Annotated in this window: 26 protein-coding genes, 1 tRNA gene and 1 pseudogene; 10 read left to right on the forward strand and 18 right to left on the reverse strand. The window is 67.7% G+C overall.

Going from position 1 to position 26,242, the window contains the following annotated elements:
• Positions 1–43 precede the first annotated feature (43 nt).
• The 5 genes from frr to GGD82_RS16970 form a co-directional block, all read right to left on the reverse strand.
• The gene (gene frr, locus GGD82_RS16950; RefSeq protein WP_211364810.1) at positions 44–565 is read right to left on the reverse strand and encodes a ribosome recycling factor; all 522 of its coding nucleotides are present in this window, start codon (positions 563–565) and stop codon (positions 44–46) included.
• A 55-nt stretch (positions 566–620) separates the two neighbouring features.
• Positions 621–1,385: a UMP kinase gene (gene pyrH, locus GGD82_RS16955; RefSeq protein ID WP_150063433.1), complete on the reverse strand. Its 765-nt coding sequence runs from the start codon at positions 1,383–1,385 to the stop codon at positions 621–623.
• 218 nt (positions 1,386–1,603) lie between these two features.
• The gene (gene tsf, locus GGD82_RS16960; protein WP_150063395.1) at positions 1,604–2,530 is read right to left on the reverse strand and encodes a translation elongation factor Ts; all 927 of its coding nucleotides are present in this window, start codon (positions 2,528–2,530) and stop codon (positions 1,604–1,606) included.
• Positions 2,531–2,763: 233 nt separating this feature from the next.
• Entirely contained in the window at positions 2,764–3,579 is an 816-nt protein-coding gene (rpsB, locus tag GGD82_RS16965; protein WP_150063396.1) for a 30S ribosomal protein S2, read from the reverse strand.
• Positions 3,580–3,986: 407 nt separating this feature from the next.
• Positions 3,987–4,436 (reverse strand): MarR family winged helix-turn-helix transcriptional regulator, encoded by a 450-nt coding sequence (locus GGD82_RS16970; protein WP_150063397.1) that lies wholly within the window; start codon positions 4,434–4,436, stop codon positions 3,987–3,989.
• A gap of 113 nt (positions 4,437–4,549) precedes the next feature.
• Here GGD82_RS16970 and GGD82_RS16975 point away from each other — a divergent pair, with 113 nt between their 5' ends.
• Entirely contained in the window at positions 4,550–4,996 is a 447-nt protein-coding gene (locus GGD82_RS16975) for a hypothetical protein (protein ID WP_150063398.1), read from the forward strand.
• Positions 4,997–5,573: 577 nt separating this feature from the next.
• Here the strand turns inward: GGD82_RS16975 and GGD82_RS16980 are convergent.
• Positions 5,574–5,649 (reverse strand) — tRNA-Thr (locus GGD82_RS16980).
• A 266-nt stretch (positions 5,650–5,915) separates the two neighbouring features.
• Here GGD82_RS16980 and GGD82_RS16985 point away from each other — a divergent pair.
• On the forward strand, positions 5,916–6,554 hold the full coding sequence (locus tag GGD82_RS16985; protein ID WP_170284391.1) for a nucleoside 2-deoxyribosyltransferase: 639 nt from the start codon (positions 5,916–5,918) through the stop codon (positions 6,552–6,554).
• A gap of 193 nt (positions 6,555–6,747) precedes the next feature.
• Here GGD82_RS16985 and GGD82_RS16990 read toward each other — a convergent pair whose 3' ends face one another.
• The 3 genes from GGD82_RS16990 to GGD82_RS17000 form a co-directional block, all read right to left on the reverse strand.
• Positions 6,748–7,038 (reverse strand): DUF1674 domain-containing protein, encoded by a 291-nt coding sequence (locus GGD82_RS16990; protein WP_246163973.1) that lies wholly within the window; start codon positions 7,036–7,038, stop codon positions 6,748–6,750.
• Positions 7,039–7,134: 96 nt separating this feature from the next.
• On the reverse strand, positions 7,135–7,965 hold the full coding sequence (locus GGD82_RS16995) for a tRNA1(Val) (adenine(37)-N6)-methyltransferase (RefSeq protein ID WP_150063400.1): 831 nt from the start codon (positions 7,963–7,965) through the stop codon (positions 7,135–7,137).
• A complete protein-coding gene (locus tag GGD82_RS17000; protein WP_150063401.1) occupies positions 7,962–8,237 on the reverse strand; it encodes a putative signal transducing protein in 276 nt (91 codons plus the stop codon). The genes GGD82_RS16995 and GGD82_RS17000 overlap by 4 nt, the downstream gene beginning before the upstream one ends.
• A 270-nt stretch (positions 8,238–8,507) precedes the next feature.
• On the opposite strand from GGD82_RS17000, the gene GGD82_RS17005 reads away from it, so the two are divergent.
• Positions 8,508–9,476: a polyprenyl synthetase family protein gene (locus GGD82_RS17005; protein WP_170284396.1), complete on the forward strand. Its 969-nt coding sequence runs from the start codon at positions 8,508–8,510 to the stop codon at positions 9,474–9,476.
• 79 nt (positions 9,477–9,555) lie between these two features.
• Here GGD82_RS17005 and GGD82_RS17010 read toward each other — a convergent pair whose 3' ends face one another.
• Positions 9,556–10,680: an Mrp/NBP35 family ATP-binding protein gene (locus tag GGD82_RS17010; protein ID WP_150063403.1), complete on the reverse strand. Its 1,125-nt coding sequence runs from the start codon at positions 10,678–10,680 to the stop codon at positions 9,556–9,558.
• Between the two features lie 249 nt (positions 10,681–10,929).
• Here GGD82_RS17010 and hflK point away from each other — a divergent pair, with 249 nt between their 5' ends.
• Positions 10,930–12,138, forward strand: coding sequence for an FtsH protease activity modulator HflK (gene hflK, locus GGD82_RS17015; RefSeq protein WP_150063404.1), 1,209 nt, complete (start codon positions 10,930–10,932; stop codon positions 12,136–12,138).
• Positions 12,135–13,034 carry a protease modulator HflC gene (hflC, locus tag GGD82_RS17020; RefSeq protein ID WP_150063405.1) on the forward strand — a complete coding sequence of 300 codons (900 nt, stop codon included), beginning with the start codon at positions 12,135–12,137 and terminating at the stop codon, positions 13,032–13,034. Before hflK ends, hflC begins: the two co-directional genes overlap by 4 nt.
• A 96-nt stretch (positions 13,035–13,130) precedes the next feature.
• On the opposite strand, the gene GGD82_RS17025 is transcribed toward hflC, so the two are convergent.
• From GGD82_RS17025 to ftsE, 5 genes are all read right to left on the reverse strand, one after another.
• Complete coding sequence (locus tag GGD82_RS17025) at positions 13,131–15,518, reverse strand: adenosylcobalamin-dependent ribonucleoside-diphosphate reductase (RefSeq protein ID WP_211364811.1); 2,388 nt, start codon at positions 15,516–15,518, stop codon at positions 13,131–13,133.
• A gap of 281 nt (positions 15,519–15,799) precedes the next feature.
• On the reverse strand, positions 15,800–16,516 hold the full coding sequence (locus tag GGD82_RS17030; protein WP_150063406.1) for a lysophospholipid acyltransferase family protein: 717 nt from the start codon (positions 16,514–16,516) through the stop codon (positions 15,800–15,802).
• The gene (locus GGD82_RS17035) at positions 16,513–17,172 is read right to left on the reverse strand and encodes a YdcF family protein (RefSeq protein WP_246163974.1); all 660 of its coding nucleotides are present in this window, start codon (positions 17,170–17,172) and stop codon (positions 16,513–16,515) included. Before GGD82_RS17035 ends, GGD82_RS17030 begins: the two co-directional genes overlap by 4 nt.
• 23 nt (positions 17,173–17,195) lie before the next feature.
• Positions 17,196–18,089 carry a cell division protein FtsX gene (locus GGD82_RS17040; RefSeq protein ID WP_150063407.1) on the reverse strand — a complete coding sequence of 298 codons (894 nt, stop codon included), beginning with the start codon at positions 18,087–18,089 and terminating at the stop codon, positions 17,196–17,198.
• Between the two features lie 15 nt (positions 18,090–18,104).
• Entirely contained in the window at positions 18,105–18,878 is a 774-nt protein-coding gene (ftsE, locus tag GGD82_RS17045) for a cell division ATP-binding protein FtsE (RefSeq protein ID WP_150063437.1), read from the reverse strand.
• 140 nt (positions 18,879–19,018) lie between these two features.
• Between ftsE and GGD82_RS21200 the strand changes: the two are divergent.
• Together GGD82_RS21200 and GGD82_RS17050 are read left to right on the forward strand one after the other, a co-directional pair.
• A pseudogene (locus tag GGD82_RS21200) lies at positions 19,019–19,117 on the forward strand (zinc-ribbon domain-containing protein); the annotation flags it as partial.
• A 168-nt stretch (positions 19,118–19,285) separates the two neighbouring features.
• The gene (locus tag GGD82_RS17050; RefSeq protein ID WP_184123300.1) at positions 19,286–20,089 is read left to right on the forward strand and encodes a DUF3426 domain-containing protein; all 804 of its coding nucleotides are present in this window, start codon (positions 19,286–19,288) and stop codon (positions 20,087–20,089) included.
• Positions 20,090–20,158: 69 nt separating this feature from the next.
• On the opposite strand, the gene GGD82_RS17055 is transcribed toward GGD82_RS17050, so the two are convergent.
• A complete protein-coding gene (locus GGD82_RS17055) occupies positions 20,159–21,238 on the reverse strand; it encodes a MaoC family dehydratase (RefSeq protein ID WP_150063408.1) in 1,080 nt (359 codons plus the stop codon).
• A 52-nt stretch (positions 21,239–21,290) separates the two neighbouring features.
• Positions 21,291–22,184, reverse strand: a complete 894-nt coding sequence (locus GGD82_RS17060) for an HpcH/HpaI aldolase/citrate lyase family protein (protein ID WP_150063409.1) — start codon at positions 22,182–22,184, stop codon at positions 21,291–21,293.
• A 184-nt stretch (positions 22,185–22,368) separates the two neighbouring features.
• Here GGD82_RS17060 and pdxY point away from each other — a divergent pair, with 184 nt between their 5' ends.
• Positions 22,369–23,271, forward strand: a complete 903-nt coding sequence (gene pdxY / locus GGD82_RS17065) for a pyridoxal kinase (RefSeq protein ID WP_150063410.1) — start codon at positions 22,369–22,371, stop codon at positions 23,269–23,271.
• A 32-nt stretch (positions 23,272–23,303) separates the two neighbouring features.
• On the opposite strand, the gene GGD82_RS17070 is transcribed toward pdxY, so the two are convergent.
• Positions 23,304–24,038 carry an SAM hydrolase/SAM-dependent halogenase family protein gene (locus tag GGD82_RS17070; RefSeq protein WP_311731978.1) on the reverse strand — a complete coding sequence of 245 codons (735 nt, stop codon included), beginning with the start codon at positions 24,036–24,038 and terminating at the stop codon, positions 23,304–23,306.
• Positions 24,039–24,354: 316 nt separating this feature from the next.
• Between GGD82_RS17070 and GGD82_RS17075 the strand changes: the two genes are divergently transcribed.
• Positions 24,355–25,458 carry a TRAP transporter substrate-binding protein gene (locus tag GGD82_RS17075; protein ID WP_150063411.1) on the forward strand — a complete coding sequence of 368 codons (1,104 nt, stop codon included), beginning with the start codon at positions 24,355–24,357 and terminating at the stop codon, positions 25,456–25,458.
• A gap of 204 nt (positions 25,459–25,662) precedes the next feature.
• Complete coding sequence (locus tag GGD82_RS17080; RefSeq protein ID WP_150063412.1) at positions 25,663–26,238, forward strand: TRAP transporter small permease subunit; 576 nt, start codon at positions 25,663–25,665, stop codon at positions 26,236–26,238.
• Positions 26,239–26,242: the final 4 nt, after the last annotated feature.

Consider the following 26,242-nt stretch of genomic DNA (forward strand, 5'->3'; position numbering starts at 1 on the left):
GCTCTGCACGGTATGGTCTGGCGCCTGACACCCCATCCGTCCGTCAGACCTGCATGATCTCCTCTTCCTTATGGTGCAGCGCCTCGTCCACGGTCTTAATGGCGTCGTCCGTCAGCGCCTGGACCTCAGTGCCATGTTTTTTATGGTCGTCCTGCGAGATGTCGCCGTCCTTTTCCATCCGCTTCAACTGGTCCATGCCGTCGCGGCGGACGTTGCGGATGGCGACGCGGGCGTGCTCGGCATACTTCCCGGCCACTTTGGTCAGCTCGGTGCGGCGCTCCTCGTTCAGGGGCGGAATCGGCACGCGGATGGTCTGGCCCTCTCCGGCAGGATTCAGGCCGAGACCACAATCCCGGATGGCCTTCTCGACGGCCTTGGCCATGGTCCGGTCCCAGACCTGGACCGTCAGCATGCGCGGTTCCGGTACGTTCACGCTGGCGACCTGATTGAGCGGCATAGAGGAGCCGTAGGCGTCGACCATTACGGGGTCCAGCAGGCTCACGTGGGCCCGTCCGGTGCGGAGGCCCGCGAACTCCTTGCGCAGAACATCCAGCGTGCTGTCCATCCGGTGCTTCAGGTCCTGCTTCAAGGCCGCGAAGTCCGCTGGTTTATCGCTCACGTCACGTCTCCTCACGAATCATCGTGTACCGCCCCGCGCCGCGCAGGACGTCCGCCAGTGCGCCCGGCTGTTGCAGCGAGAACACGAGGATTGGTATCCCATTGTCCCGCGCCAAGGCAATCGCAGAGGTGTCCATGACCCGAAGGTCCTGGCGCAAGACGTCGCCAAAGGTCAGCGTTTCGTAGCGCGATGCGTCCGGAACCAGCTTGGGGTCGGCGTCGTAGACGCCATCCACCTGCGTGGCCTTCAGCAGGGCGTCGCAGTTCATCTCCACGGCGCGCAAAGCCGCCGCCGTGTCGGTGGTGAAGAACGGGTTGCCGGTGCCGGCCGCGAAGATCACCACGCGCCCTTTTTCCATGTGCCGCACGGCGCGGCGCCGGATGTAAGGCTCGCAGACCGAGGCCATGGGGATCGCGGACTGCACCCGGGTCGGCACGCCGGCCTTCTCCAGGAAGTTCTGCACCGCCAGGGCATTCATGACGGTGGCCAGCATGCCCATGTAGTCCGCGCTGGTGCGATCCATGCCACGGGCGGCCTTGGACAGGCCCCGGAAGATGTTGCCGCCGCCGATGACGACGCACAACTGAACGCCGGTCTCATGGACGTGGCGGATCTCCCCGGCCAGCCGCTGGACGACGTCAAGATCGATGCCGTAGCCCTGCACGCCCATCAGGCCTTCGCCCGACAGCTTCAGGAGGACTCGGCGGAACGGGAGGGGGCAGGTGTCAGAGGCGTCCGCGTCGTGCCGTGCCAGGGGCTCCGCCATCACCATGTCTCCATCCTTCCACACATATTCCGGGCGGACGCACCGATTGCGTCGCGCCGTGCCGCGCCAGGGCGCGGCGGCGACCACCCTAGGCCGGTCCAGGGCTCCTTGCCAGTCTTCGTCAAGGCCCTGTCGCGGGATCGACCACGGGGTGGCGGCCGGGGGCCGGAACAGCCCGCGCCCGGGTATGGGCGCGGGCCGCCAGCGATGGTCTGGTCCTACTTGTTGAGCTGCTGCGCGACTTCGGCGGCGAAGTCCTTGTCTTCCTTCTCGATGCCCTCGCCGAGATTGAATCGCACGAACCCCGTCAGCGCGATGGGGGCGCCGATATCCTTGGCGGCGGCCTCGACCACTTTCTCGACCTTGGACTCGTTGTCCATCACATAGATCTGGTCGAGCAGGCAGACCTCTTCATAATACTTGCGAAGGCGGCCTTCGACCATCTTTTCGATGATGTTATCCGGCTTGCCGGAGGCGCGCGCCTGCTCCGTCAGAACGGCCCGCTCGCGGTCCAGGGCGTCGGCGTCGACCTGAGTCCGGTTCAGGAACTGCGGCGATGCGGCCGCCACGTGCATGGCGAGGTTCTTGCCCAGTTCGGCGAGCTTGGCGGCGTCCCCCTCGGACTCGAGCGCGACCAGCACGCCGATGCGGCCCAGGCCGGGACGTGCGGCGTTGTGGACGTACGCGGACACGAGACCGTTGCCCACCTCCAGCACCTGGGCGCGGCGGAGGTTCATGTTCTCGCCGATGGTTGCAACCTGATGCGTCAGCTCCTCGCCCACGGTGCGGCCGGTGCCCGGGTAGGCCTTGTCTTTAAGCGCCTCGAGATCGTCGCCCTCGGTCAGGACGAGGTCGCCCAGGGTCTCGACGAGCTCCTGGAACGTGTCGTTACGAGCGACAAAGTCGGTTTCGGCGTTCAGCTCCACCACGGCGCCCCGGGTGCCGGTGGCCTTGACGGCGATCAGGCCCTCGGCGGCCACGCGGCCGGCCTTCTTGGCGGCGGCGGCGAGACCCTTCTTTCGGAGCCAGTCGACGGCGGCTTCCAGGTCGCCATCGGTTTCGTTCAGCGCCTTCTTGCAGTCCATCATGCCCGCGCCGGTCTTTTCGCGCAGGTCCTTGACCATGGAGGCGGTGATCTGGGCCATGACTCTTCCTCTTCGTTGGCGAGTGTCGCGGTCCCGCCGGGGGCGGGCGGGGCCTCATGCGGAACCGCCCGGACGCGGCGCGCGGGAAGGGCGCGGGCCCGGGCGGGCAGACAATCTCAGGCGTCGAACCGTCCGGTCCGTCCGGACGGTGGTACGCGCGTCGGGTCACGAACCGGCGTACAACAATGGCGGCAACCGGGGTCGCCGCCATCGTGTTGTCCGGCGCGGCGCAATCAGGGCGCGCTGGCCGGATCCTGCGCCGTCTCACCCTCGGTCGGCACCTCGGCGGCGTCCGCGTCCTCAAGGGCCGGTTCGCTCACCTGTTCCATGGCGCCGATGTCGACGCCGGCGGCGCTCATCTCGGCCTGAATGCCGTCCAGGGCGGCGCCGCTGATGAGTTCGCAGTAGGTCTGGATGGCGCGAATGGCGTCGTCGTTGCCCGGGATCGGGTAGGTGACGCCCTTCGGATCGCTGTTGCTGTCGAGAACCGCGACCACGGGGATGCCGAGCTTGGTGGCCTCGTTGACCGCGAGGTCCTCTTTGACGGTGTCGATGATGAACAGGATGTCGGGCAGGCCACCCATCTCCTTGATGCCGCCGAGCGCGAGGTCGAGCTTGTCCTTTTCGCGGGTCAGGTTCAGCAGCTCTTTCTTGGTCAGCGCCGCCAACTCACCGGAGTCCAGCTTTTCCTCAAGATCGCGCAGGCGGCGGATCGAGTGCGAAATGGTCTTCCAGTTCGTCAGCATGCCGCCGAGCCAGCGGTGGTTGACGTAGTACTGACCGCAGCGCCGCGCGGACTCCGCCACCACGTCCTGGGCCTGACGCTTGGTGCCCACGAAGAGCACGCGGCCACCGCCGGCCACGACGTCGCGCACGGCCTGCATCGCCCGGTGCATCATCGGCACGGTCTGCTGCAAATCGATGATGTGGACGTTGTCGCGCACCCCGAACAGGTACGGGGCCATCTTGGGGTTCCAGCGGCGCGTGTTGTGGCCGAAGTGGCAGCCAGCTTCGATCATCTGGCGCATGGTAAAGGTCGGCATCGTCATCGTCGTGTTCCTTGACTTTTCCGGTTAGGCCGCCGCGGGATGTGAGCCGACACGCCGAAACGCGCCGACACCGGAACGACCCGCTGGCCATAGTCGCCGCATGGCGAAGGGCCCGGGCCGCGTTCCCGCGTGTGGGTTTGTGCGGCGGGTTCTACCCCTTCGGCGCACCCTTGACAAGCCCTTGGGGAGCGCTCTTACGACACGCGCTTGGGGCAGGGGGGCGACAGTGACGGGAGAGACCTGCGGGCTGTTCGGGCGGCCGCCGAACACATGACCTTCTCCCGAGGCGTCTGTCTCGGCAGCCGCGGCGCCACTTGCGCGCACCCGGCCGTGATCCGCGGCGGCGACGGTGCCGACGCGCAGCATGTTGCCGGCGCACCCCGGCGCCCCGCGCTTACAGCGGGATCCTATCTGGCTTCCTTGCCTTCCCAGACCTGCATGGCGTGGATAACGCGCCGCATCAGATCGAGGAAGGTGGCGCGCTCCTCGTCGGATAAGTCCGTCAGGGCCACCCCGTTCTGCGCATCGGCGGCGTCGGTCGCCGCGTCCCGGACCGCGCGAGCCTTCGGGGTCAACCATGCTTGATGGGCGCGGCCATCATCGGGATGCGGTCGGCGTACGATCCAGCCGTCGCGCTCCATGCGTCGCAACGTGTTCGCCATGGTGGCCTGTTCCACGTCCAGGCGTTCAAGAAGCTGTTTCTGTGTCAGGCCGTCCTCATCCCACAGTTCAAGCAGGGTCATGAACTGTGCGGGCGCGAGCCCAAGCGGCTGAATGCGGCGCTGCAGTCCGTTGGCGAACAGGCGCGCCATGTGGTTGGTCAGATAGCCGGCTGACTCGCTTTTCTGGAAGGTCATCGCTTCATGATGTCTCGATAAAATCGCTCAGGGCCATGGTGACTCACCCGCATATAGCATGCTATGGTTTTTTACATAGCACGCTATATTAACAAGATCCGGAGGCTCTAGCTATGACCAAGACCCTGCACCCTATCGCCGGCACGCTCGCGCTCGGCCTGATCGTTCTGTTCTGGATCGCGACCGTCGTTTCGGAGCTGTTTGCTCCCCTCCCCGTCGTCGTCGCGGTCAAGACGGCGATCCCCTGGGCGTTCCTGGTGTTGATCCCGGCCTTGGTGCTTGCCGGGGCGAGTGGGGCCTGGTTGAGTCGGACGGCCCCCTCACCGTTGGCCTTCACCAAGCGCCGGCGGATGCCCATCATTGCCGCCAATGGCCTTCTGGTGCTTGTGCCCGCCGCTCTGTTTTTGGCGACCAAGGCGGCATCCGGCGCGTTCGACACCGCGTTCTATGTGGTTCAGGGCGTCGAGTTGGTGGCGGGGGCGGTTAACGTGAGTCTGCTGGGTTTAAACCTGCGGGACGGCCTGCGTATGACGGGGCGCGTCGGCCGTGTCGCTCCGTGATCCCTGCGACGGACGCGCGATCAATGCCGCACGCACAGCCGCGCGCTTTCCCGATACCGTCGCCGAGAATCAGCCGAGAATCATAGGTGGAGCAAAGCCAACAGCGCTTTAACCACCATAGGGCTCGTTTGGAGTGGGGGCACGCGACTACATTCTGCCGGGTCCGAACCTGGCGGTCCGAGGTCCACGCATTCGACGTCTCGGGGATTTTCACGCCGCGAATCGAGCATGGACCGAACAGGAGTTGGTCGCCGTCACCCTCGCGCGTTCACCGGAGCGCGAGAAGGCGACGTGTTGCGCCTGACCTGGGCCCAGATCGATTCGCCGGGAGACGACGGACTGCCGTCTGCGATCCGCTACCGCCAGGGCAAGACCGGGCGTGCGTTGTGACTTCCCGTTCATCCTGTTCTCGCCCGCGTCCCGACCGAGACGCCGTGCCATGAAGGCGATCGAACTCTTGCAGAAAGCAGAAGAACAGACGATGAACATACGGTCAGGTATGGAAAACGCTCACCCCGAATATGGAAAAAACGGTCAGGATCGCTGACCGTTTTTCAAGCGAAGTCTTTGAAAAGACTGGTGCCGCAGGAGGGACTTGAACCCCCGACCCACGCATTACGAATGCGTTGCTCTACCAGCTGAGCTACTGCGGCATTCTGGATTCGGCATTGAGTCCGAATCAAGCGACGCGCGACTCCCATCGACACGTCCCGACGGGCCCCCTTGGGCCGAACGGACGCGCACCATACTGAGGCCCGGCCGCGCTGACAAGAGCCAATCCAATACCCATAACCGCGACCCGGCATTGAAGACGTGCGGTGGAGCCCGGTATGCTGTCATGCAGCATGGCTGGTCGCGCAACACACCTCGGAGGGAGGGGCGCGGCGGTCTGTGGTCCCGCCAACCAGGAGTCGCCGTCATGCCAGAGGGCCGTCCCCGCATCTATCTGGCCGGACCCGAGGTGTTTCATGCCGAGGCCCGGTCTCTCGGCGCGCGCAAGGTGGCGATCTGTTCCGCCGCGGGGCTGGACGGCGTCTACCCTCTGGACGGTGTGCCGGACGATGAGCCCGAACCGACACCGCGTGCCGGCCTGGCCATCTTTCAGCACTGCCTGGAGACCATGAACGCCTGCGATGCCCTGATCGCCAACCTGACGCCCTTTCGGGGGCCGAGCATGGACGTGGGGACGGCGGTCGAGATGGGGTATATGCGCGGGCTTGGCCGCCCGGTCTTCGCGTACAGCAACACGGCGTTGCCCTACATCCAGCGGGTGACCGTGGCGTTGGGGGGGCGGCTGCCTCGGCGCGAGGACGGGACGCCTGTCGATCCGGAAGACATGGCGGTGGAGCCCTTCGGCCTTGCCGACAACCTGATGGTGGATGGGTGCGTGGCCGACTCGGGGCACGGTGCGCGGGTCGTGACTCGTGAAACACAGTTCGTCGCGCGCTGGACCGACATGACTGCGTTCACAGAGGCCGTGCGCCGCGCCGCGGCGGTCCTGCTGACGCCGCCCTGTCGGGAGCGCGAGCCCCTGGATATGGGGGGAGAGAGGGTGTGACGGGGGGCATCCCGCATCACCGGGTTCAAGGTTAACGGGCCGGCGCGCGCTTTCGCGCTGTCGCCCCGATCACCAATGTCTCGGATCTCAGCGGTGTTTCGCTGCACTTCACCCAAACGGCCCTGAACCGCGTCACGGGACCTTGACCGTCACGATGTCGTGAGCGTCAGACGGGGACACGGATGGGGGTGGCTCAAAAGTCGGTGCATCGCCCCTTCTGTTCCCAATCGTTGTAGCGCGTGGGTTCCGGTCCCTTCGGGCCGCCGACCTCGGTGACGTCGGCCCCTTGGTTAACTCCATGGTCGGTCTCTGCGTCGACTCGGGCCGCGTTGAACGAGGCACGCCGCAGGGCCTGACGGGAGTGCATGACCGCGCCGGTGGGCTCGGGCGGTGGCGCCTCGGGGGTCAAGGGGAGGGGCAGGGCGTCGCCCCAGCCGGTGGCGGGGTTCGGCGTGCCGGAATCCCGGGTGTTCGACGTCGTCATGGAACCAAAACCCAAGGTCTGATGGGTGGGGACCGGCATCAAGATGCGGCCGGACGTCAGGATCGCCGTCTCGGGCCGGCATTTCAACCGTGCGGGTCAACCGCGCTGGCCGGTCATGGCATCGTCGAGTGAACACCCGTGCCGCAACACGGCATCCGCCGCCGCTGTGGGCGGACCGTCCGGCGTGTGCAGGACCAGCCCCGGCCATAGGGTCGCCGGTCCCCGGACCCCCTTGCGCGCCCGCACGATCACGCGGCGGGCCGGGCGGGGTCCACCATCGGAGCCGGGGCCGGGCCAGAGGGGCAGGATTTCGGCGGCGCCGGCCCGGCCGTGCAAGGCCGCCAGCAGAGCATCGATCCGGTCGGCCCGATGGATGACCACGAAACGCCCTTTCGGCCGCAGGCGGTCCAGACAGGCGCCCACCCAGTGCTCCAGCGGAACAACGGTGGCATGGGCGCGAGCGCGCCCGGCGTCTGGCGACGGGGTGCCGTCCTCCAGGTACGGCGGGTTGGTCAAGACCGCGTCGAAGGGGGCGGCCGTCAGGGCGGCGGGCGGGGCGCACAGATCGCCGGTGAGGATCTCCAGCCGGTCGGCCCAGCCGTTCAACGCCGCTGACCGTGCCGCCAGCGTCGCCACGGTCGCCTCGATCTCCAGACCGACCACCTGGAGGCCTGCTCTTACATCCGCCCCCGCCCGGGCCAGCAGGCAAAGCGCGGCGGCTCCGGTGCCGGTGCCGGCATCCAGAACGCGGGCCGTGCGGCCGGGGCCGGTCAGGGGGACGGCGGCGGCGAGCAACACCGGGTCGAAGGCCACGCGGTACCCCCGCACGGGCTGAAGCAGCCGTACGCGCCCGTCCAGGAGGGCCGTTTCCTCGACGTCCGCGTCTTCTCGCGGGGGGGGCGGGGCCGACGGCCCGGCCGCCGTCACGGCGAGGATCCCCCCTGTGGCTCCTGTTGTGCCCTCTCTTGGTCTCCCTCCTGTACGCCGTCTTGTGCGTGACCGAGCACCCAGCGGGCGCGTTGCAGCCGATGGGCCGGAACGAGCACCCGTGCCCGGATGGCGCCAATGGCGCCGCCGAGCGCCGCGCTGGTATGCTGGTCGAGTACGGTGGCCTCGATCTCCTCCTGCTTCAGGCAGGCCAGCAGCCAGGACAGGAAGACCGGGTCCTCGATGCTGGTCAGTTCCGCCAAATCCTGCATGGCCGCGCGTTCTCCTGGTGGGGTGTGCCGGACACGATGGGCTCCGAACGTCGGGCGGGTCATGGCCCTTGACCCCGATCAGAGCCCGCTCCTATGCTCCGGGCGCTTGGGCGGAGGCGTCAACCCTGTCGTGCCGGGTCCGCCGTCCGCCGTCTTGTCTGCTCCCTCATCCTGGTCGCCATCGTGAACGCCTCGACTCAGCCGAACTCCTCCTCCTCCGGCGCTGATTCCAACGCCGGAGCCGATCAAAAGGTCGCCTTTGACGCCCTGATGGACCTCGTTGGCGAGGACCTGAAGCGGGTCAATCAGGCGATCCTGGATCGGATGCACAGCCCGATCGCCCTGATCCCGCAGTTGGCTGGCCACATCATCGCGGCGGGCGGCAAGCGTCTGCGGCCGCTGCTCACCCTGGGGGCGGCGAAGCTGGTCGGGTACGAGGGCGAGCGTCATATCCAACTCGCCGCCTGCATCGAATTCCTGCACACCGCCACGCTGCTGCACGATGATGTGGTGGACGAGAGCGACAAGCGGCGCGGCCGCGATACCGCCAACGCGGTGTGGGGCAATAAGCCCAGCGTTCTGGTGGGAGACTTCCTGTTTGCGCGCGCGTTCGAGCTGATGGTCGAGGACGGCTCGCTGGAGGTCATGGGCATTCTTGCGCGGGCCTCGGCGGTGATTTCGGAAGGCGAGATCCACCAGCTTCTGACGGCCAACAACATCGAGACGACGGAAGCGGACTATCTGGAGGTGGTCGGCGCGAAAACCGCCGCCCTGTTCGCCGCCGCCACCCGCATCGGCGGTGTGGCCGCCGACCGGCCCCGCGAGGAGTTGGATGCGCTGGATGCCTATGGCCGGAATCTCGGCATTGCGTTCCAGATCGCCGACGACTTCCTGGATTATTCGGCGCGCGAGGCGGATCTGGGCAAGTCCATCGGTGACGACTTCCGCGACGGCAAGCTGACGCTGCCGGTGATCCATGCCATCGCCGCGGCGAACGATGAGGAGCGGGCGTTCTGGACCCGGGTCCTGGAGGAGCAGGCGTTCAGCGACCCGCACGGCGACGCGGATTTCACCCACGCCATGACCCTGCTGAGCAAGCATGGCTCCCTGGAGGCGACGGTGCGCCGGGCGCATGACTTCGCCGAGGCCGCGCGGCGCTCGCTCGACATGTTCCCGGATAGCCCGGTGAAGACCGTTCTGACCGAGGTGGTCGATTTCAGCGTGGCGCGCGCCTACTGAGACACGCCATCGTGCACTGAAGACCGGAACCGCCGGGGCCGCGTAGACGGCTCCGGCGGTTGCCGTTTCGGAGGTCGGCTCAGGTGAAGCGGATGGTGGGCGCGGCCGGGTGCGCGGCGTCCGACCCGCCCTCGAGCTGCGCCAGCACCGCGTCCGCGATGGCCAGGTACGCCTGGGCGTGCGCGCTGTCGGGTTCCGCCGCCACGATCGGCGTGCCTTCGTCGGCGTTCCGGCGGATGGCGATGTCCAGCGGGATCGCCCCCAGGAACGGGCATCCCATTTCGGACGCCGCCGCCTCGGCGCCGCCATGGGCGAACACCTCCTCGCGGTGGCCGCAGTTCGGGCAGACGTAGTAGCTCATGTTCTCGACGATGCCGAACACCGGCACGTCGACGCGGCGGAACATGTTCAGCCCCTTCCGGGCGTCCAGCAGTGCGATGTCCTGCGGGGTGGAGACGATCACCGCCCCCGCCAGCGGCACTCGCTGGCTCATGGTCAGCTGCGTATCCCCGGTGCCGGGCGGCATGTCCACGACCATCACGTCGAGCTCGCCCCACTCTACATCGCGCAGCATCTGCTCCAGCGCGCCCATGACCATGGGGCCGCGCCAGACGACGGGGTCCTCCTCGTTCATCATGAAGCCGATGGACATGACCTTCAGGCCGGGCCCGTCCAGCGGCAGGATGCGGTCGTCGGCGACCATCGGGCGCTGACCCGCGAGCCCGAACATGCGCGGCATCGACGGGCCGTAGATGTCGGCGTCGAACACGCCCACTCGCTTCCCGCGCGCGACCAGCGCCATGGCCAGATTCGCGGCCGTCGTCGACTTGCCCACCCCGCCTTTGCCGGAGGCCACGGCGATGATGTGGCGCACGCCGGGTGGGGCGATCGACTGCGCGCGGCCGGCAGTGCCCTGCCGCGGCTGTCCGGAGGCGCCCGGCTGGGCGCCCTGGGCGCGCGGCGCGGTGAGTACGACGGTGGCGGTCAGGACGCCGGGCATGGCGTGGACGGCTTTTTCGGCGGCCTCGCGCAGGGGCTCCAGCGCCGCGCCCCGCTCCGGTGGGACCTCCAGGGCGACCGTGACATGCCCCTCCTGGACGGCGAGGCCCTGCACCCATCCAAGGGCGACCGGATCGCGTCCGGATTCGGGGTCCGACAGCCGACTTAGGGTGGCGATCACGTCGTCCCGGCTGGGGGTTGCCATGCTTGAAAACTCCTTGTTTCTGTCCGATATCCGGGGGGCGTCGAGGGGCGCCCCCCGCAACCCGGCCGATTGGATCGGGGCTGGGTGGGGTGCCGTTGCCGCGTCGCTCGTGGTGTCCTATACCAGGGCTCGACTTAAGGGTATCCCGAACGCGGGACCCCGGACGGGCGGGGCCCTGGATGAGTGGGCGGCGAGTGGCGTCCGGCTTTTTTTCCTGCCCTGAACTTGGAAGCGGAAGGATATTCGTCAATGGCATGGAATCCGCAAGGCGGAGGAGGCGGCGGCCCGTGGGGCGGCGGTGGCGGCGGGGGCAATGGGCCCTGGGGGCGCGGAACCGGAGGGGGCCCATCGGGCGGCGGACCGCGTAACCCACCGCCGGACCTGGAGGAGATGCTGCGCCAGGGGCAGGAGTGGCTGCGACGGAAGCTCCCGAAAAAACTGGGTCCGATGGCAATCGGCCTTCTGGTCCTCGCCTTGCTGGGCCTTTGGGGGCTCACAGGCGTCTATTCGGTACAGCCGAATCAGCAGGGCGTTGTCATGCGCTTCGGCGAGTACGTCTACTACACCACAGAAGGCCTGCACTGGCATCTGCCGTATCCGATCGAGACCGTGCGCAAGCCGAACGTGACGCGTGAAAACCGACTCGTGATTGGCTTCCGGCAGGTCGGCACCAACTCGGACGCCCGTCGCGACGTCCCTGAGGAAAGCCTGATGCTGACCGGTGACGAGAACATCGTTGATATCGATTTCTCGGTCGTCTGGGTCATCAAGGACGCGGGGCAGTATCTGTTCAATCTTAGGGATCCGGAAAGCGCCGTGACCATGGCCGCCGAGAGCGCCATGCGCGAAGTGGTCGGCCAGACGCCGATCCAGGTGGCGCTGACCGAGGGCCGGCAGGAGATCGAGATTTCCACCAAGGACACGCTCCAGGAGTTGCTGGACGAGTACGAAGCGGGCATCTCGATCCGGCGTGTCCAGTTGCTGAAAGCCGATCCGCCGGCCGAGGTGGTGGACGCCTTCAACGATGTGCAGCGCGCCCGCGCCGACCGCGAGCGCTTGCGCAACGAGGCCGAGGCCTACCGCAACTCGATCATCCCGCAGGCGCGCGGTCAGGCGGAGCAGCTTCTTCAGGAGGCCGAGGCCTACCGTGAGGAAATCGTGAACCGGTCCGAAGGTGACGCCGCCCGGTTCAATTCGATTTATCAGGCCTATACGGCGGCCAAGGACGTGACCACCCAACGCATATATCTGGAGACCATGGAAGAGGTTCTGGGCAACGTGAACAAGGTCATCCTCGGCACCGAGGGCGGCCCCGGTGTGGTGCCGTATCTGCCCCTGCCCGAGGTTCAGCGCCGTCTGGACGAGGGATCGGGCTCCACCGACGGGTCCAGCGGTGGCCAGCGGCGGACGTCCGGGTCCGGGCTCGTAATTCGTGACCAGGGGAGGGCCGGCCAGTGAACAGGATCGTTCTTATCGTTCTGGGTGTCGTCCTCGTCCTCGGCGCCATCAGCCTGTCCAGCGCCCTGTTCATCGTGCGCGAGATTGATCAGGTCATCGTCCTGCAGTTCGGCCGGCCACAGCGTGTGATCCAAGACCCGGGCCTGCACATCAAAGTCCCGTTCATTCAGAATGTGCAGGTCTATGAACGGCGCGTTCTGGGCTCCGATCCTCCGGGAGAGGAGGTGATTCTGGCCGACCAGAAGCGTGTGGTCGTGGACACCTACACCCGCTGGCGCATCCATGATCCGGTGCTGTTCTATCAGGCGGTGAACAGCGAGGTTCAGGCCCAGCAGCGACTGTCGGATATCATCATTTCCGCGCTGCGTCGCGTGCTCGGCAACTACACCCTCACGCAGTTGCTGTCGGAGCAGCGCACCGAGGTGATGGCGCAGATCCGCGAACAGGTGGATGACGAGGCCAAGGCCCTCGGCATCGCGGTGACCGATGTGCGCATCCGTCGCGCCGATCTGCCGACCCAGACCAGTCAGGCCATTTACGACCGGATCCGGTCGGAGCGGGATCGCGAGGCCCGCGAGGCTCGCGCCCAGGGCCGCGAGTTGGCGCAGCAGATCCGCGCCCGTGCCGACCGTGAACGTACGGTCATCGTGGCCGAGGCGGAAAACCGCGCCCAGGCCATCCGGGGTCAGGGCGACGCCGATGCCATCCGCATCTACGCGGATGCGTTCGGTCAGGATCCGTCGTTCTTCTCGTTCTACCGATCCATGGAAGCGTATCGCAATTCCCTTGGAGACAGCGGCACCACCATGGTGCTGTCGCCGGACAGCGATTTCTTCCGCTACTTCGGGGATATCTCCGGGGGCGCGGGGGCTTCGGCGCCCGCTCCGGCCCGGTAAACCCACGGCCGAGACCAAAAGAAACCCCGGTGCGTGTGTACGCGCCGGGGTTTTTTGTGGGGGCGGGCCGGGGCGGACGGCGCGTGCGTGGCCGATCTATCCGCAGCGGGAGTAGCCGCAGCTCGTGCAGGTGTCGCACCCTTCCTGTCGGATCAGGGTGGGCTGGGCACATTTGGGGCAGAACCGCATGGCGGCTGGCCGGGCCACGGGCTCGACGGCTTGGGGACCATGCGACGTCGCCTTGGCGTTGTCTCCGTCCTCGACCACGAAGCCCTCCGGCGCGCCGAGGAACCCGGTCTCGATCATATGCTGCTCGATCACACCGCCGATGGCGGCCAGCAGCGACGGCACATAGCGGCCGCCCATCCACTGCCCGCCGCGTGGATCGAAGACGGCCTTCAACTCCTCGACCACGAACCGGACATCGCCGCCGCGCCGGAACACGGCGGAGATCATCCGCGTCAACGCCACGGTCCAGGCGTAGTGCTCCATGTTCTTGGAGTTGATGAACACCTCGAACGGGCGCCGCCGGCCGTCCGCGCCGACCACATCGTTGACGGTGATGTAGATCGCGTGGTCGCTCTCCGGCCAGCGCACCTTGTAGGTCTGGCCGGGCAGAACCTCGGGCCGGTCGAGCGGTCGGGTCAAATGCACCACGCGCCCGTCGTCTGACGTCCGGCCGGCCGGTGTTCCCACCGGGGTCGCCACCGGATCCGTCCCCGGGGTGGCCAGCGCTTCGGGTGTCTGTTCGGGCGCGGGCGTGCCATCGTCCGCCGGCGCTTCGGGCGCGGCCGCCGGCGCGGCGACCGACAGCACCGCGCCCGTCACAGGGTTGGGGCGGTAGGTTGTGCAGCCCTTGCACCCGCTCTGCCACGCCTGCCAATAGACGTCCTGGAAGGCATCGAAGGGCAGGTCTTCGGGCACGTTGATGGTCTTGGAGACGGCGCTGTCGATATACTTTTGGACGACCGCCTGCATGACCAGATGGTCGCGCGGGGCGAGGGACTGCGCGTCGACAAAGGCGTCGGTCAGCGGGGCGTCGTCGCCCTTCCGCGCCCGGTACAGCCGCCAGGCGTAGTCGGACACGGTCTCCTCGCGCCGGCTGCCGTCGTTCTGGAGCACCGCCCGGGTGTAGGTGAAGCTGAACACCGGCTCCAGCCCCGAGGAGACGTTGTCGGCAAACAGCGAGATCGTCCCGGTCGGGGCGACCGATGTAATCAGAGCGTTGCGGATACCGTGCTCGGCGATGCCCGCCCGCAGGTCCTCGTCCAGCGCCTGGATGGTCTCGCCCCTCAGATAGGCCTCGCGGTCGAACAGCGGGAAGGGGCCTTTCTCGCGCGCCAGATCGATGGACGCGGCGTAGGCGGCGCGCCTCAGGGTCGCCATCCAGTGGTCCGTGAGGGCCACCGCCGCATCGGATCCGTAGCGGGCGCCGCACTGGATCAGCGCATCGGCCAGCCCGGTGATGCCGAGCCCGATGCGGCGCTTCGACGTGGCTTCCTGCTGTTGTTCGGGCAGGGGATAGCGCGAGACGTCGATCACGTTGTCGAGCATGCGCACCGCCGTGGCGGTCAGCGCGGCCAGGGCCTCGGTGTCCAGGCGGGCGTCGGGCGTGAACGGGTCCAAGACCAGACGCGCCAGATTCACGGACCCGAGCAGGCAGGTGCCATAGGGCGGCAAGGGCTGCTCGCCGCAGGGGTTCGTGGCCTGTATGTGCTCGCAGTACCACAAATTGTTCTGTCGGTTGATGCGGTCGATGAAGATCACGCCCGGTTCGGCATGGTCGTAGGTCGCCCGCATGATGCGGTTCCATAGGTCGCGCGCCCGCACGGTGCGGGCCACCGCGCCGTCGAACACCAGATCCCAGGCGTCATCGGTGTCCACGGCCGCCATGAAGGCATCGGTCACCAGGACCGAGAGGTTGAAGTTGCGCAGGCGCCCCGGTTCGCGCTTGGCCTCGATGAACGCTTCGATGTCGGGGTGGTCGCAGCGCAGGGTCGCCATCATGGCGCCGCGCCGTGAGCCGGCGCTCATGATCGTGCGGCACATGGCATCCCACACGTCCATGAACGACAACGGGCCGGAGGCGTCCGCGCCGACCCCGTGAACCGGGGCGCCTTTGGGGCGGAGCGTGGAGAAGTCGTACCCGATGCCGCCGCCCTGCTGCATGGTCAGGGCCGCTTCCCGCAGGTGAGCGAAGATGCCGTCGATGGTGTCGGGCACGGTGCCCATGACAAAGCAGTTGAACAGGGTCACCACCCGGTCGGTGCCGGCCCCGGCCAGGATGCGACCGGCGGGGAGAACCCGGAAGTCATTGAGGGCCTGCTTGAAGCATTGGGCCCAATAATCCGGGTCTGATTCGACCGCCGCGAGCGCCCGTGCCACCCGCCATCCCGTATCATCAACCGACTTGTCCACAGGCTCGCCCGCCGGAGTCTTGAACCGATATTTCATATCCCAGATCTGGTGGGCGATGGGTGCCATCGGCGCCGATGTCACGTCGGTCACGGGGCGGTCTCCCTGTGTTTTGGGGGTGTGGAGCCGTCGACCACCCAGTCCTGGTTTTCGGGCGCACCGATCACGGCCCGACATATGTACGGTCGCCGCGTCGGCCCGTCAACGCACGTTCATGCTACGTTCTGGGTTCCGAGGGGTGTGTATCCGGCGAGGGAGTTCGGCCAGGGGTCGGAGCCTCCGGGCATTTCGGTTTTCGCCCCCAGAGTTATCCACAGGGCGGGGCCGCCCCGGAATCGCCGCGGTTGTGGTCAGGCCGTCGGTGAGGGCAGGGCGGCGCAGGCGCCCTCGACTTGGGTGCGCAGGGTCGCCAGGAAGGCCTTGCGGTCCAGCCCGGCCGGGACCGGGGGTAGCACGCGGACCGTGATGGTCCCGGGCTCCTTCCAGAATGCCTTGCGGCCCCAGAGCAGTCCGGAGTTCAGCGCGACCGGCACGACGGGCACGTCGGGAAACCGCGTGTAAAGGGCGGCAACGCCGGGATGGTAGGGCCGGCTTTCGCCCGGGGAGACCCGGGTTCCCTCCGGGAAAATGACGATCTGGCGGCCCTCGGCCAGGGCGTCGCCGCAGCCCTTCATCATGCCACGCAGCGCCTGGGCGCCGGCCGAACGGTCGATGCCGACCATGCCCGCGACCTGCATGTACCAGCCCACCAGGGGAATCCGGAACAGCTCGCGCTTCAGGACATAGACCGGGTCGTCCAGCAGGCTGTGGAACAGAAAGGTGTCATAGGCGCTTTGATGCTTGGCGGCGACGATAAGGGGACCCTTCGGGAGGTTCTCCAGGCCCTCGATCCGGCAGCGCACGCCCGCGATACGCTGGGCCATGGCGCGCAGGCCGGCCAGCCAGAAGCGGCACCCGCGCTGGATCGGCCGGCGCGGCCCCGCCAGAAGGGGCAGGTAGAGAATCCCCAGGATCAGCGTCCAGGTGACATAGAAGATGTTGAACACGAGCGAGCGCATGACGGTCATGGGAGCTCCGGACGGGGAGGGACGGGTGCCGGCCCGCGCAGCGACAGGCCCAGTTCAAGACGCAGCAGTGCCACCAGATACTTCGTATACTCACGCGCGAGAAGGCCGGCGGTGCCCGGAAAGCGCCACCAACTGTCCTGTTTGACGTGCGCGGGATAGACCGGATGCGGAATCACCGTGATGTCCGGCATCTGGCTGTGAAACTCCAGCAGGGCGCGACGCATGTGATAGGCGGCCGTGACCAGACGCAGGCTGTGCAGGCCGTTGGCCCGCGCCCATGCCATGGTTTCGACCGCGTTGCCCAGCGTGTCGGCGGCAGCGTGCCCCAGGATCACCCGATCCGCCACCTCTGGCGACGGGGCGACCCCGAGCGCATGCCACAGATCGGCCGGGGTGACGGGGGCGGGAACGCCGCTGATGAACAGGCGGTCACCCAGGTTCTGTTCGAGCAGGTCGAGGCCTTCGCGCACGCGCTCGCTGCCCCCGGTCAGCACGACGATCGCGTCGGCGCGCCGCGCGGCGTCTTCGGGCGCCGGCACGGGGATGGCGGAGGCATACCAGATCAATCCGGCCAGCCAGCCCAGTCCGAGGCAGACCGGAATCATCAGGATCGGGACAACCCATCGCAAGGGCCAGCGGGACACGGGGTGAGTCACGGATCGCAAGGTCCAGCGCGCGGTCACGGCATTCGGGCCAGGGTTCGCAGCACCGTCAGGCGGGCCGTCAGCATGACAAGACCGGCTGCGGCGAACGGCAGCAGGGTCAGTACGATCCAGTCCAGGACCGACAGCCCGACCGTCGGGACGAGCCCGCCCTTGACGCGGCCGGCCAACAGCCCGAGTCCGGCCAGGGCCGGCAACGCCAGCATGAATCCGCCGGCGCCGCCTTTCAAGCCCTGGCGCAGGGCGTGGGCGGCGAACTGTCGGGCGATGTAGTCGTCCTGCGCACCGATCATGTGAAGCACCTCGATGACGGGCCGGTGGGTCGACAGACCGGCCAGGGTGGCGTGCACGACCGCGACCGCCGTCGCGAGGCCGACCACCAGAACGACCGTCACGCCCAGCCAACCGACCGCCTCGCCGAGATCGAGCAGCCGCGACAGCCACAGGCGGTGCTCGTCGAGAGTCGCGCCCGGCACGGCGGTCCGGAGCACTTGCGCCATGGCGCCGGGGTCGAGGCCGGGCAGCGCGTCCGGGCGCATGGTGATGTCGATCAGCCGGGGCATCGGCAGGTCGTTCAGCACTTCGCCGGACCCGATCCAGGGTTCGATCAGGGTCACCAGTTCGTCCTCGGTCAGGGCGCGGGCGGCGGCGACACCGGGGTAGGCGTCCAGCACCTCCAGCGCGCGCGCTACGCGGGCGTCGGTGGCGGCGCGCGCATCCTCGCCCAGACCGGGCACGGGGGGAATCTGCGCCGTCAGATTGCCTGCGACGTCGTGGGTCCAGCGGTCCAGCACGTTGTTCAGCGCCAGACCACCGGCGGCGGCAAGCACGGCAAGGAACACCATGACACCGACCAGCACCGTTACAAGGCTGGACGAGCGGTTACCGGCAAGGGGCAGGTCGCTGCGCATGAGGCGGGCGGGACCTCAGGGGTACGGACGGTCGGTGGAGCGGCGTGCGGTGCCGCCGCCGTTCCACGGTTCCGACCCCACAGGGTGAAGGGTCAGCCCGCCCTGATCCAGGTGCAGGCGCGGATAGGGGAACCGCCGCACGAGCTGCTCGTTGTGCGTGGCGATCAACACCGTGGTCCCCATCTTGTTCAACTCCTCGAACAGGTGCAGCAGGCGCATGGCAATGCGGTCGTCCACGTTGCCGGTTGGCTCGTCCGCCAACAGAAGGTCCGGGCGGTTGATGACCGCCCGCGCGATGGCGACGCGCTGCTTCTGGCCGCCGGATAGAGTCGGGGGGCGGGCGTCCAGATGATCGGCGAGGCCGACCCAGGCCAGCAACTCCGGCACATGGTGGCGGATATCGGTCTCCGACACGCCGGCCACGCGCAGCGGAAGCGCGACATTGTCCATGGCCGACAGGTGATTGATCAAGCGAAAGTCCTGGAACACCACGCCCATCCGGCGGCGCAGGCGGGGCAGGGCGGCGCGGGGGGCGCGCGTCACATCGCGGCCGAACAGGGTGACGGCGCCGCGTGTGGGCCGCAGGGCCAGATAACACAGACCGAGCAGGGACGACTTGCCAGCACCGGAACTGCCGGTGAGAAAATGGAAGGAACCACCCGGCAGGGAAAAGCCGATATCGCGGAAAATCTCGGGTCCCAGGTCGTAGCGCAAGCCGACCTGATCGAATTGAACGACGGCCTCGCTATCGGGTGGCCTATTTCCCCAGTTTTCACCCATTTCGCGCATCATGCCCGCGCTGGTTCCTCTTCCGGTGCGCCGGCGGAGTGCGCGCGGTCGCGTCGTGATTCTTTGGGTGCCCCGTCGCTTGTGCCCGTTGTTCCCAAGTTCTATAACGATGATAGCTTTTGCCGCCAACCAATTGCCGCATGAAAATAACCTGCCCGAATTGTGCGACGCGATTCGCCGTCCCGGATGAGGCCCTTGGACCCAAGGGCCGGACGCTGAAGTGTGCCCGCTGCGCGCACACGTGGCACCAAGCCCCGGTGGATACACCGGAGCCAGCCACGCGACCCGAAGCGCGCCCCGCGCCGGCTTCGCCGCCGGGCGATCATCGTCCGCTCGCCGAACATCTGGAAGATCCCACCGCCGGGCCTGAGCCGGATCCCGATCTGGATGTGGGGCCGGAGCCCGCCATGGAGGTCGACCCGGCGCCGTCCGACACCGGGCTGGGCCGGGGCCGCGACGGGTGGCCCGACGGCATTGGGGAGGCGGTGATCGGCGGCGATGAAGCGTCGCCGCGGTTCCAGGAGTCCGCGGACGACGACGAAACGGACTTCGACTCCATCCTGGCGCGTCTGGAATCGCAGGAGAAGGAACGCTCTGGGCGGAGTGGGAGCAGCAGCGGGTCCGACGATATTTTCGGTCATGATGACGAGTTGCCGGGTGTCCTGCGCGGCCGGCTTCGTGATGGCGAGACGGGGGCGAAACGCCGCCGACCCCCGGCGTGGGCGACCTGGGCCACGGCCGGCCTCGTGGTGGTGATCGCCGTGCTCGGCGGGCTGTATTTTCTGCGCGACAGCATCGTTGCGGCCGTGCCGTCCACCGAAGGGGTGTACGCCGCACTGGGGATTCCCCTTAATCGGCCTGGCCTCGGTCTGGCCCTGGACCAGATCGTGCCGACCTTCGAGCAGGATGGGGCTGATCAGGTCTTCGTGGTGCGCGGACTCGTCGTCAATCGAAGCGAGACGGATCGCCCGGTGCCAACCCTGCGGCTTATGGTTACCGACGCCGAAGGCGTGATGGTGCAGGAGAAGACCGCGCCGCCGCCCCAGGACCAGCTCGCGCCCGGCGAGACGACTCCCTTCCGCATCGTCCTGCGTCACCCGTTGCCACAGGCGGCAGGCGCTCGGGTGGGCTTCACCGAACGGCCCGCCGATCCCATGATGGAGCCGCCGCCTCGCGGGCAGGACGACCATGGGGACTCTGCCGCCCACTGACGCGGTCGGGCCGAGCCGCTGGATACAGAAAGGGCGCGCGGTTCAGCCGCGCGCCCTTTCGTTTTGGGGTCAGGTCCGCCGGGGGATCAGGACGGTGTAATCGAGATCGAGCACCACCGATCCCAGATAGACCCCGTCCTCGTCCCGATAGGGAAAGTCCTCGCAATCCTGGTCCTTGACCGCGACAGTACGCAAGCGCAGGGCGCCGACATCGGACCGGTCGGGCAGTTCCATCTTGTCCAGAACCTCGGTCCAGGCGTGGATGGTGTCGCCCGCGAAGCTCGGATTCGTGTGCGAGCCAGCGTTGATGGCGGCCAAACGGAACCCGTTCGCCAGCCCGTTGAACGACATGGCGCGGGCGAGGCTGATGATGTGTCCGCCGTAGACGAGGCGCCGGCCCACCGGCCCCTGCGCCTGGGCGAACTGGTTGAAATGGACCTTCGCGGTGTTCTGGTACAACCGCGTGGCCATTTGGTGCTCGGCCTCCTCCAGCGTCATGCCGGTCTGGTGGTCGATCTTCTCGCCCACGGCGTAGTCATCCCACAGGTCCGCCTGACCGACCAACTCGGGGTCGTAGTCGTTCAGGTCCAGGTCGTCGGGCACGATCAGGTCGGCGGCCGGAACCACGTCCATCACATCGGGCAGCACCGGCGGCATGAGCGGGAGGCTGTCGTCGCCGGCCTCGCGCTTGCGCACCATGACCCAGCGGACGAAGTCCACCACCACCTCGTCGTCCTGGTTGACGCCCGTGGTGCGGACATAGACCACGCCGGTCTTGCGGTTGGAATTCTCCTTCAGTCCGATGACCCGGGATGTCGCGCGCAGGGTGTCACCCGCGTAGACCGGCACGCCGAACACGCATTCGGCATAGCCCAGGTTGGCCACGGCGTTCAGGGAGATGTCGGGAACGCTCTTGCCGAACACGATGTGGAAGACGAGCAGGTCCTCCAGCGGCATGTCATCGAACCCAATATCCATGGCCATTTCCGCCGAGCAGTGCAGCGGGAACCGAGAGCCGTATAGCGCCATGTACAGCGCCTGATCGCCTTCGGTGATCGTACGCGGAGTGGCGTGGACGATTTCCTGATCGAGCTGGAAATCCTCGAAATAATGGCCGGGATTGGTTTTGCTCTTCGAGCTTGCGGACATCGACGGCACTCCTGGGCGGGGAAGGGGGGCGGCGGTCCGGGGGCGCGGGCGGTCAGCCCTGCGCCGCCAGATCGGACTCGAGCGCGGCGATGGCCTCGGCCAGGGCCACCAAACGGCGGGCGTTCGCGACGTGCAGGTTCTCGATCAGCTTGCCGTCCACGACCACCACGCCCTGACCGGCCTTCTCGGCCTCGGCGTGGGCCTCGATGATGCGGCGCGACCACGCCACCTCATCCTCGCCGGGCGCGAACGCGGCGTTGGCGGCGGCGACGGTCTTGGGGTGGATCAGCGTCTTGCCGTCGAAACCCAGTTCCAGCCCCTGGCGGCACGCTTCGGCGAAGCCGTCGGCGTCGTTCAGGTCGAGATAGACTCCGTCCAGGATTGCCAATCCGTGCGCCCGCGCCGCCAGCAGGCAGAGGCCCAGCGACGTGATCATCGGCAGGCGCATCGGGGTGTGATGGCAGTGCAGGTCCTTCGCCAGATCCGACGTGCCCATGACGAACCCACCCAGGCGAGCCGAGGCCCCGGCGATCTCGGCCGCGTTGAGCATGCCGAGCGGGGTTTCCATCATGCACCAGATCAGCGTGGAGTCCGGCGCGCCGTTGGCGGCCAGAAGCGCCTCGACCTGGCGCACGGTGTCCGCGCTTTCGACCTTGGGCAAAAGAATGCCGTCGCAGCCGCTGGTCGCGGCGGCCTTGATGTCCGCATAGCCCCAGGGCGTGTTCAGCCCGTTGGTTCGGATCAGCACCTCGCGCCGGCCATAGCCTCCGCTGGCGGCGGCGGCCACGACGTTGGCGCGGGCTTCCGCCTTCGAGTCGGGGGCGACCGCGTCCTCAAGGTCGAGGATCAGGCCGTCGGCGGCCAGGGTCTTCGCCTTCTCCAACGCGCGGGTGTTCGACCCGGGCATGTAGAGCACACTGCGGCGAGGGCGGGCGGGAGCAGCCATGGCGCGGGAACCTCCATCCGAATTGTTGTTTCTGCCCCAGGCGCAGCGTGGCCGCGCGCGAAGCGTCCGTCCGGTCCGGTCGGCTCCGAAGGACGGGGCGGCACACTATAAATGAACACCGGGACGTGGCAAGCTGCGCGCCGCAGCGCAACATGCTGCCCGTCTTTCAAGGAGCGTTTTGCTGGTGGAACCGTCGGGTCCGTTCATGCCCATCCTGTCCATTCAAAGCCACGTCTGCGCCGGCCATGTCGGCAACACCGCCGCTGTGCCCGCGTGGCAGGCCCTGGGCCGCGCCGTCTGGCCGGTCTACACCGTGCTGTTTTCGAACCATCCCGGCTATGGCCGTCTCCGGGGGCAGGCGGTCGATCCCGCCGTGGTGGACGCATGCCTGCAAGGGCTGGCCGAGCATGTGGCGTGGCCCGACCGCGCGGCCGTGCTGTCGGGCTATCTGGGCACCGCGGGGGTCGCGGACGCGGTCGCCGACGCCGTGGACCGGGCGCGCGAGGGGCGGCCGGAGCTGCCCTATCTGTGCGATCCCGTGATGGGCGACACCGGCCCCGGGCTCGCTGGGCCGATCGGTCCCGGCCTGTACGTCGAGGCCACGATTCCCTCGGCCATTCGCGACCGCTTGATTCCGCGCGCGACCATCGCCAAGCCGAACCAGTTCGAACTGGGCCTGTTGACGGGGCGATCGTGCGAGACCCTGGCCGACGTCATCGACGCGGTCCAGGCGCTGCGCGCGATGGGGCCGCCGGTCGTGGTGGTGACCAGCGTCGAGGTGCCGGACGGCCCGGAGCCGGACGGCGCGCGCTGCCTCGTGGCGGATGGCTCCGGTGTGTGGATGGTCGCGACGCCCCGGCTGCGCTTCCCCCGGGCGCCCAACGGCGCGGGTGATGTGCTGGCCGCGCTGTTCCTGCATCATTGGCTGCTCGACCCGCGTCCGCCGGTGGCGTTGAGCGCGGCTGTGTCCGGCTTGTTCGAGCTGCTGGCGGAGACCCTGCGGCGCGGCGATTGCGAACTTGCGTTGCTCGCCGTCGGGGCGCGGATCGGCGCACCCGAACGGATCTGGGCGCCGATCCGCCTGTAAGGTCACCCGCCTGCGACAGGGGCCGGACCCGGTCAGCGCACCCCGATGCAGATGCCGATGCGCAGGCCGAGGGCGCTGTCCGCCCGGCCCTGGTTGACGGCAATCTCGGCGAGGCCGTTCGCGTTTTCATACCAGAAGGCCTGACCCACCGGCACGTCGGAGAAGGTGCGCGCCCGCCGCGCCGGGCGGCCGTGGGCGAGCAGTTCCGCGTCCGGGGCCAGGGTGGAGGCGCGCCGGCCGGTCATGACGTTGCCGTAGCGGTCGATGTAGACCACGCGGTCGAGGTCGTCGGGCCAGTCCGACCGATCGATCGTCTGGAGCGGCCGGGCGTCCGCGTCGTCCGGCCGGTCGCCCCGGGCCAACCGGGCCGCCGCCGGGGCGAACAGGTCGCGGCCGTGGAAGCTGGCGCTTACGGGGCCGGGCGGGCCGAACGTTTCGGTGGCCTGCGCCGACGCGGCCCGGCGCGAGACCATGGCGAACAGGCCGTTGTCCGGGCCCACGAACCAGCGGCCATCCGCCTCCAGCATGACCGTGCCCCGCTCCGAGCCCACGCCCGGATCGACGACGCCGAGTACGACCGTTCCGACCGGAAGCGCGGGCACCAGGGCCGCCAGCAGATAGGCCGAGGCCATCGGGTCGAACATCGGTGCGTCGGCGCACAGATCGATGATCGGAACGCCCGGCGCGCCCGCGTGCAGCGCGGCCTTCATCTGGCCGGTATACGGTCCCTCAAGCCCGAAATCGGTGAACACGGCGATCAGTGTCACGGCCCTCTCTCCGTCCCAAGGTGTGCGGCGCGATCCTGGGGCAGGACAGGCCGTGACGCAATGAACGCGACAGTCGAGAGCGCCGAAAGACAGGAATGTTCCGTTCCGATGGGAAGATGCTTTCCATTGTTCCACGTTCCCGACCCTGTGTATGCTGCCTGCGAACCAAGGAACGCGCCGTGACTCCGTTCTCGCGGCGCGGTCTGGCCGTGTCGGGGGGGGCTCCCCGCAGTGAGCAAACAGGACGGTGTGAACCAGGACGGGGCCCACACGAGGGTCCATCCGTCCCCAACAGAATTCAGGGAGATCACGGACCATGAAACGTCGCGAGTTTCTGTCCGGCGCCGCCGTCGCGGGCGCCGGTGCCGCCGCCGCGTCCACGCTGGCCACACCGGCCATCGCGCAGGACAAACGCGAGCTGAAGATGGTCACCACTTGGCCGAAGAACTTCCCCGGCCTGGGCACCAGCGCTGAACGCTGGGCGCAGCGTATCACGGCGATGTCCGGCGGGCGGTTGAGCGTGAAGGTCTTCGCGGCGGGGGAACTCGTGCCGGCGTTCGAGGCGTTCGATGCGGTGTCGTCCGGCACCGCCGATCTCTACCACGGGGCGGAATACTACTGGCAGGGCAAGTCCAAGGCGTTCAACTTTTTCGCGGCCGTGCCGTTCGGCCTGACCGCCACCGAGATGAACGCATGGATCTACCACGGCGGCGGGCAGGCCCTGTGGGATGACCTGTCGGCCGGCTTCAATATCAAGCCGATGCTGGTGGCCAACACCGGCGTGCAGATGGGCGGTTGGTTCAACAAGGAAATCAACAGCCTGGAAGACTACAAGGGCCTGAAGATCCGCATGCCCGGTCTGGGCGGTGAGGTGCTGCGTCGTGTGGGCGCCACGGTCGTGTCGCTGCCGGGCGGCGAGATCTTCCCGGCGCTGCAGTCCGGCGCGATTGATGCCACGGAGTGGGTCGGCCCCTGGAACGATCTGGCGTTCGGCTTCTACAAGGTCGCCCAGTATTACTACTACCCGGGCTTCCACGAGCCCGGCACCTCGCTGTCCGGCGGCGTCAACATGGATGTCTGGAACGGCCTGAGCGCCGAGGACAAGGCGATCATCGAGGCCGCGGCCGCCGCCGAGAACGACTTCACGCTGGCCGAGTTCAACGCCCGCAACGGCGATGCGCTTGATACGCTCGTGAACGAACACGGTGTCGATCTGCGCATGTTCTCCGACGAGGTCATGACCGGCATCGGCAACGCCGCCGGTGAGGTCGTCGCCGAGGTCGCGGCCGAGGATCCGGTGACCCAGGCGATCTACGATTCGTTTGTTGCGTTCCGGTCCAAGGCCATTGGGTGGTCTCGCATCGCCGATCAGGCGTACGGCACCGCCCGCGAACTTCCCTACACCTACAAGAGGGGTTAAGAGGACCCTGGGGCTTGTCCTCCCGTCGCTTGGTGCACGCGGCGCGCTTCCGGTTCCCTGCGTGGAACCGAGCGCGCCGTTGGCCCTTTTCGCGGGCTGGGTTCCCAGGGTCTGTTTCCGAGGGGGCCGTGTCCACGGACCGGTGTGTCCGGGGCAGCGGGGGGGAGGCATGTCCCTTCCATCCATCGTGCGTCATAGGAGTCCATGGTGTCGACGCTTTCCGCGCTGGCCCGCGCCATCGACGGGTTCAGCCGTTTGGTCGGTCACACGACCGCGTGGCTGGCGCTGATCATGGTGCTGGTCCAATTTCTGGTCGTTGTTCTTCGGTATGTGTTCGGCCTCGGCTTCATTTGGATGCAGGAAAGCATAACCTACATGCACGGCCTGCTGTTCATGGTGGGAGCCGGCTACACGCTGCTGATGGATGGGCATGTTCGGGTTGATGTGTTCTATCGGGATGCCTCGCCGCGCCGGAAAGCGATCGTCGATCTCCTTGGAAGCGTGTTCTTCCTGATCCCGTTCTGTGTCCTGATCCTCTACGTCTCTTTCGGGTACGTCATGAACGCCTGGAGCGTGTTTGAAGGGTCGAAGGAAACCAGCGGTATCCAGGGCATTTATCTGCTGAAGACCGTCATCTTGGTGTTCGGCGGGCTGGTCATTCTCCAAGCTCTCTCCATGATCGCGCGCGCCGTGCTGACGTTGGCCGGCGCCGAGGGGGGCTACACCCCCGGTGAGACCGCTCCCGACGGGACTGGCCCCGATGGGGAGGCGGCCCGATGAATCT

The organism is Roseospira marina (genome assembly GCF_014197855.1).
Taxonomy (GTDB): Bacteria; Pseudomonadota; Alphaproteobacteria; order Rhodospirillales; family Rhodospirillaceae; genus Rhodospira; species Rhodospira marina.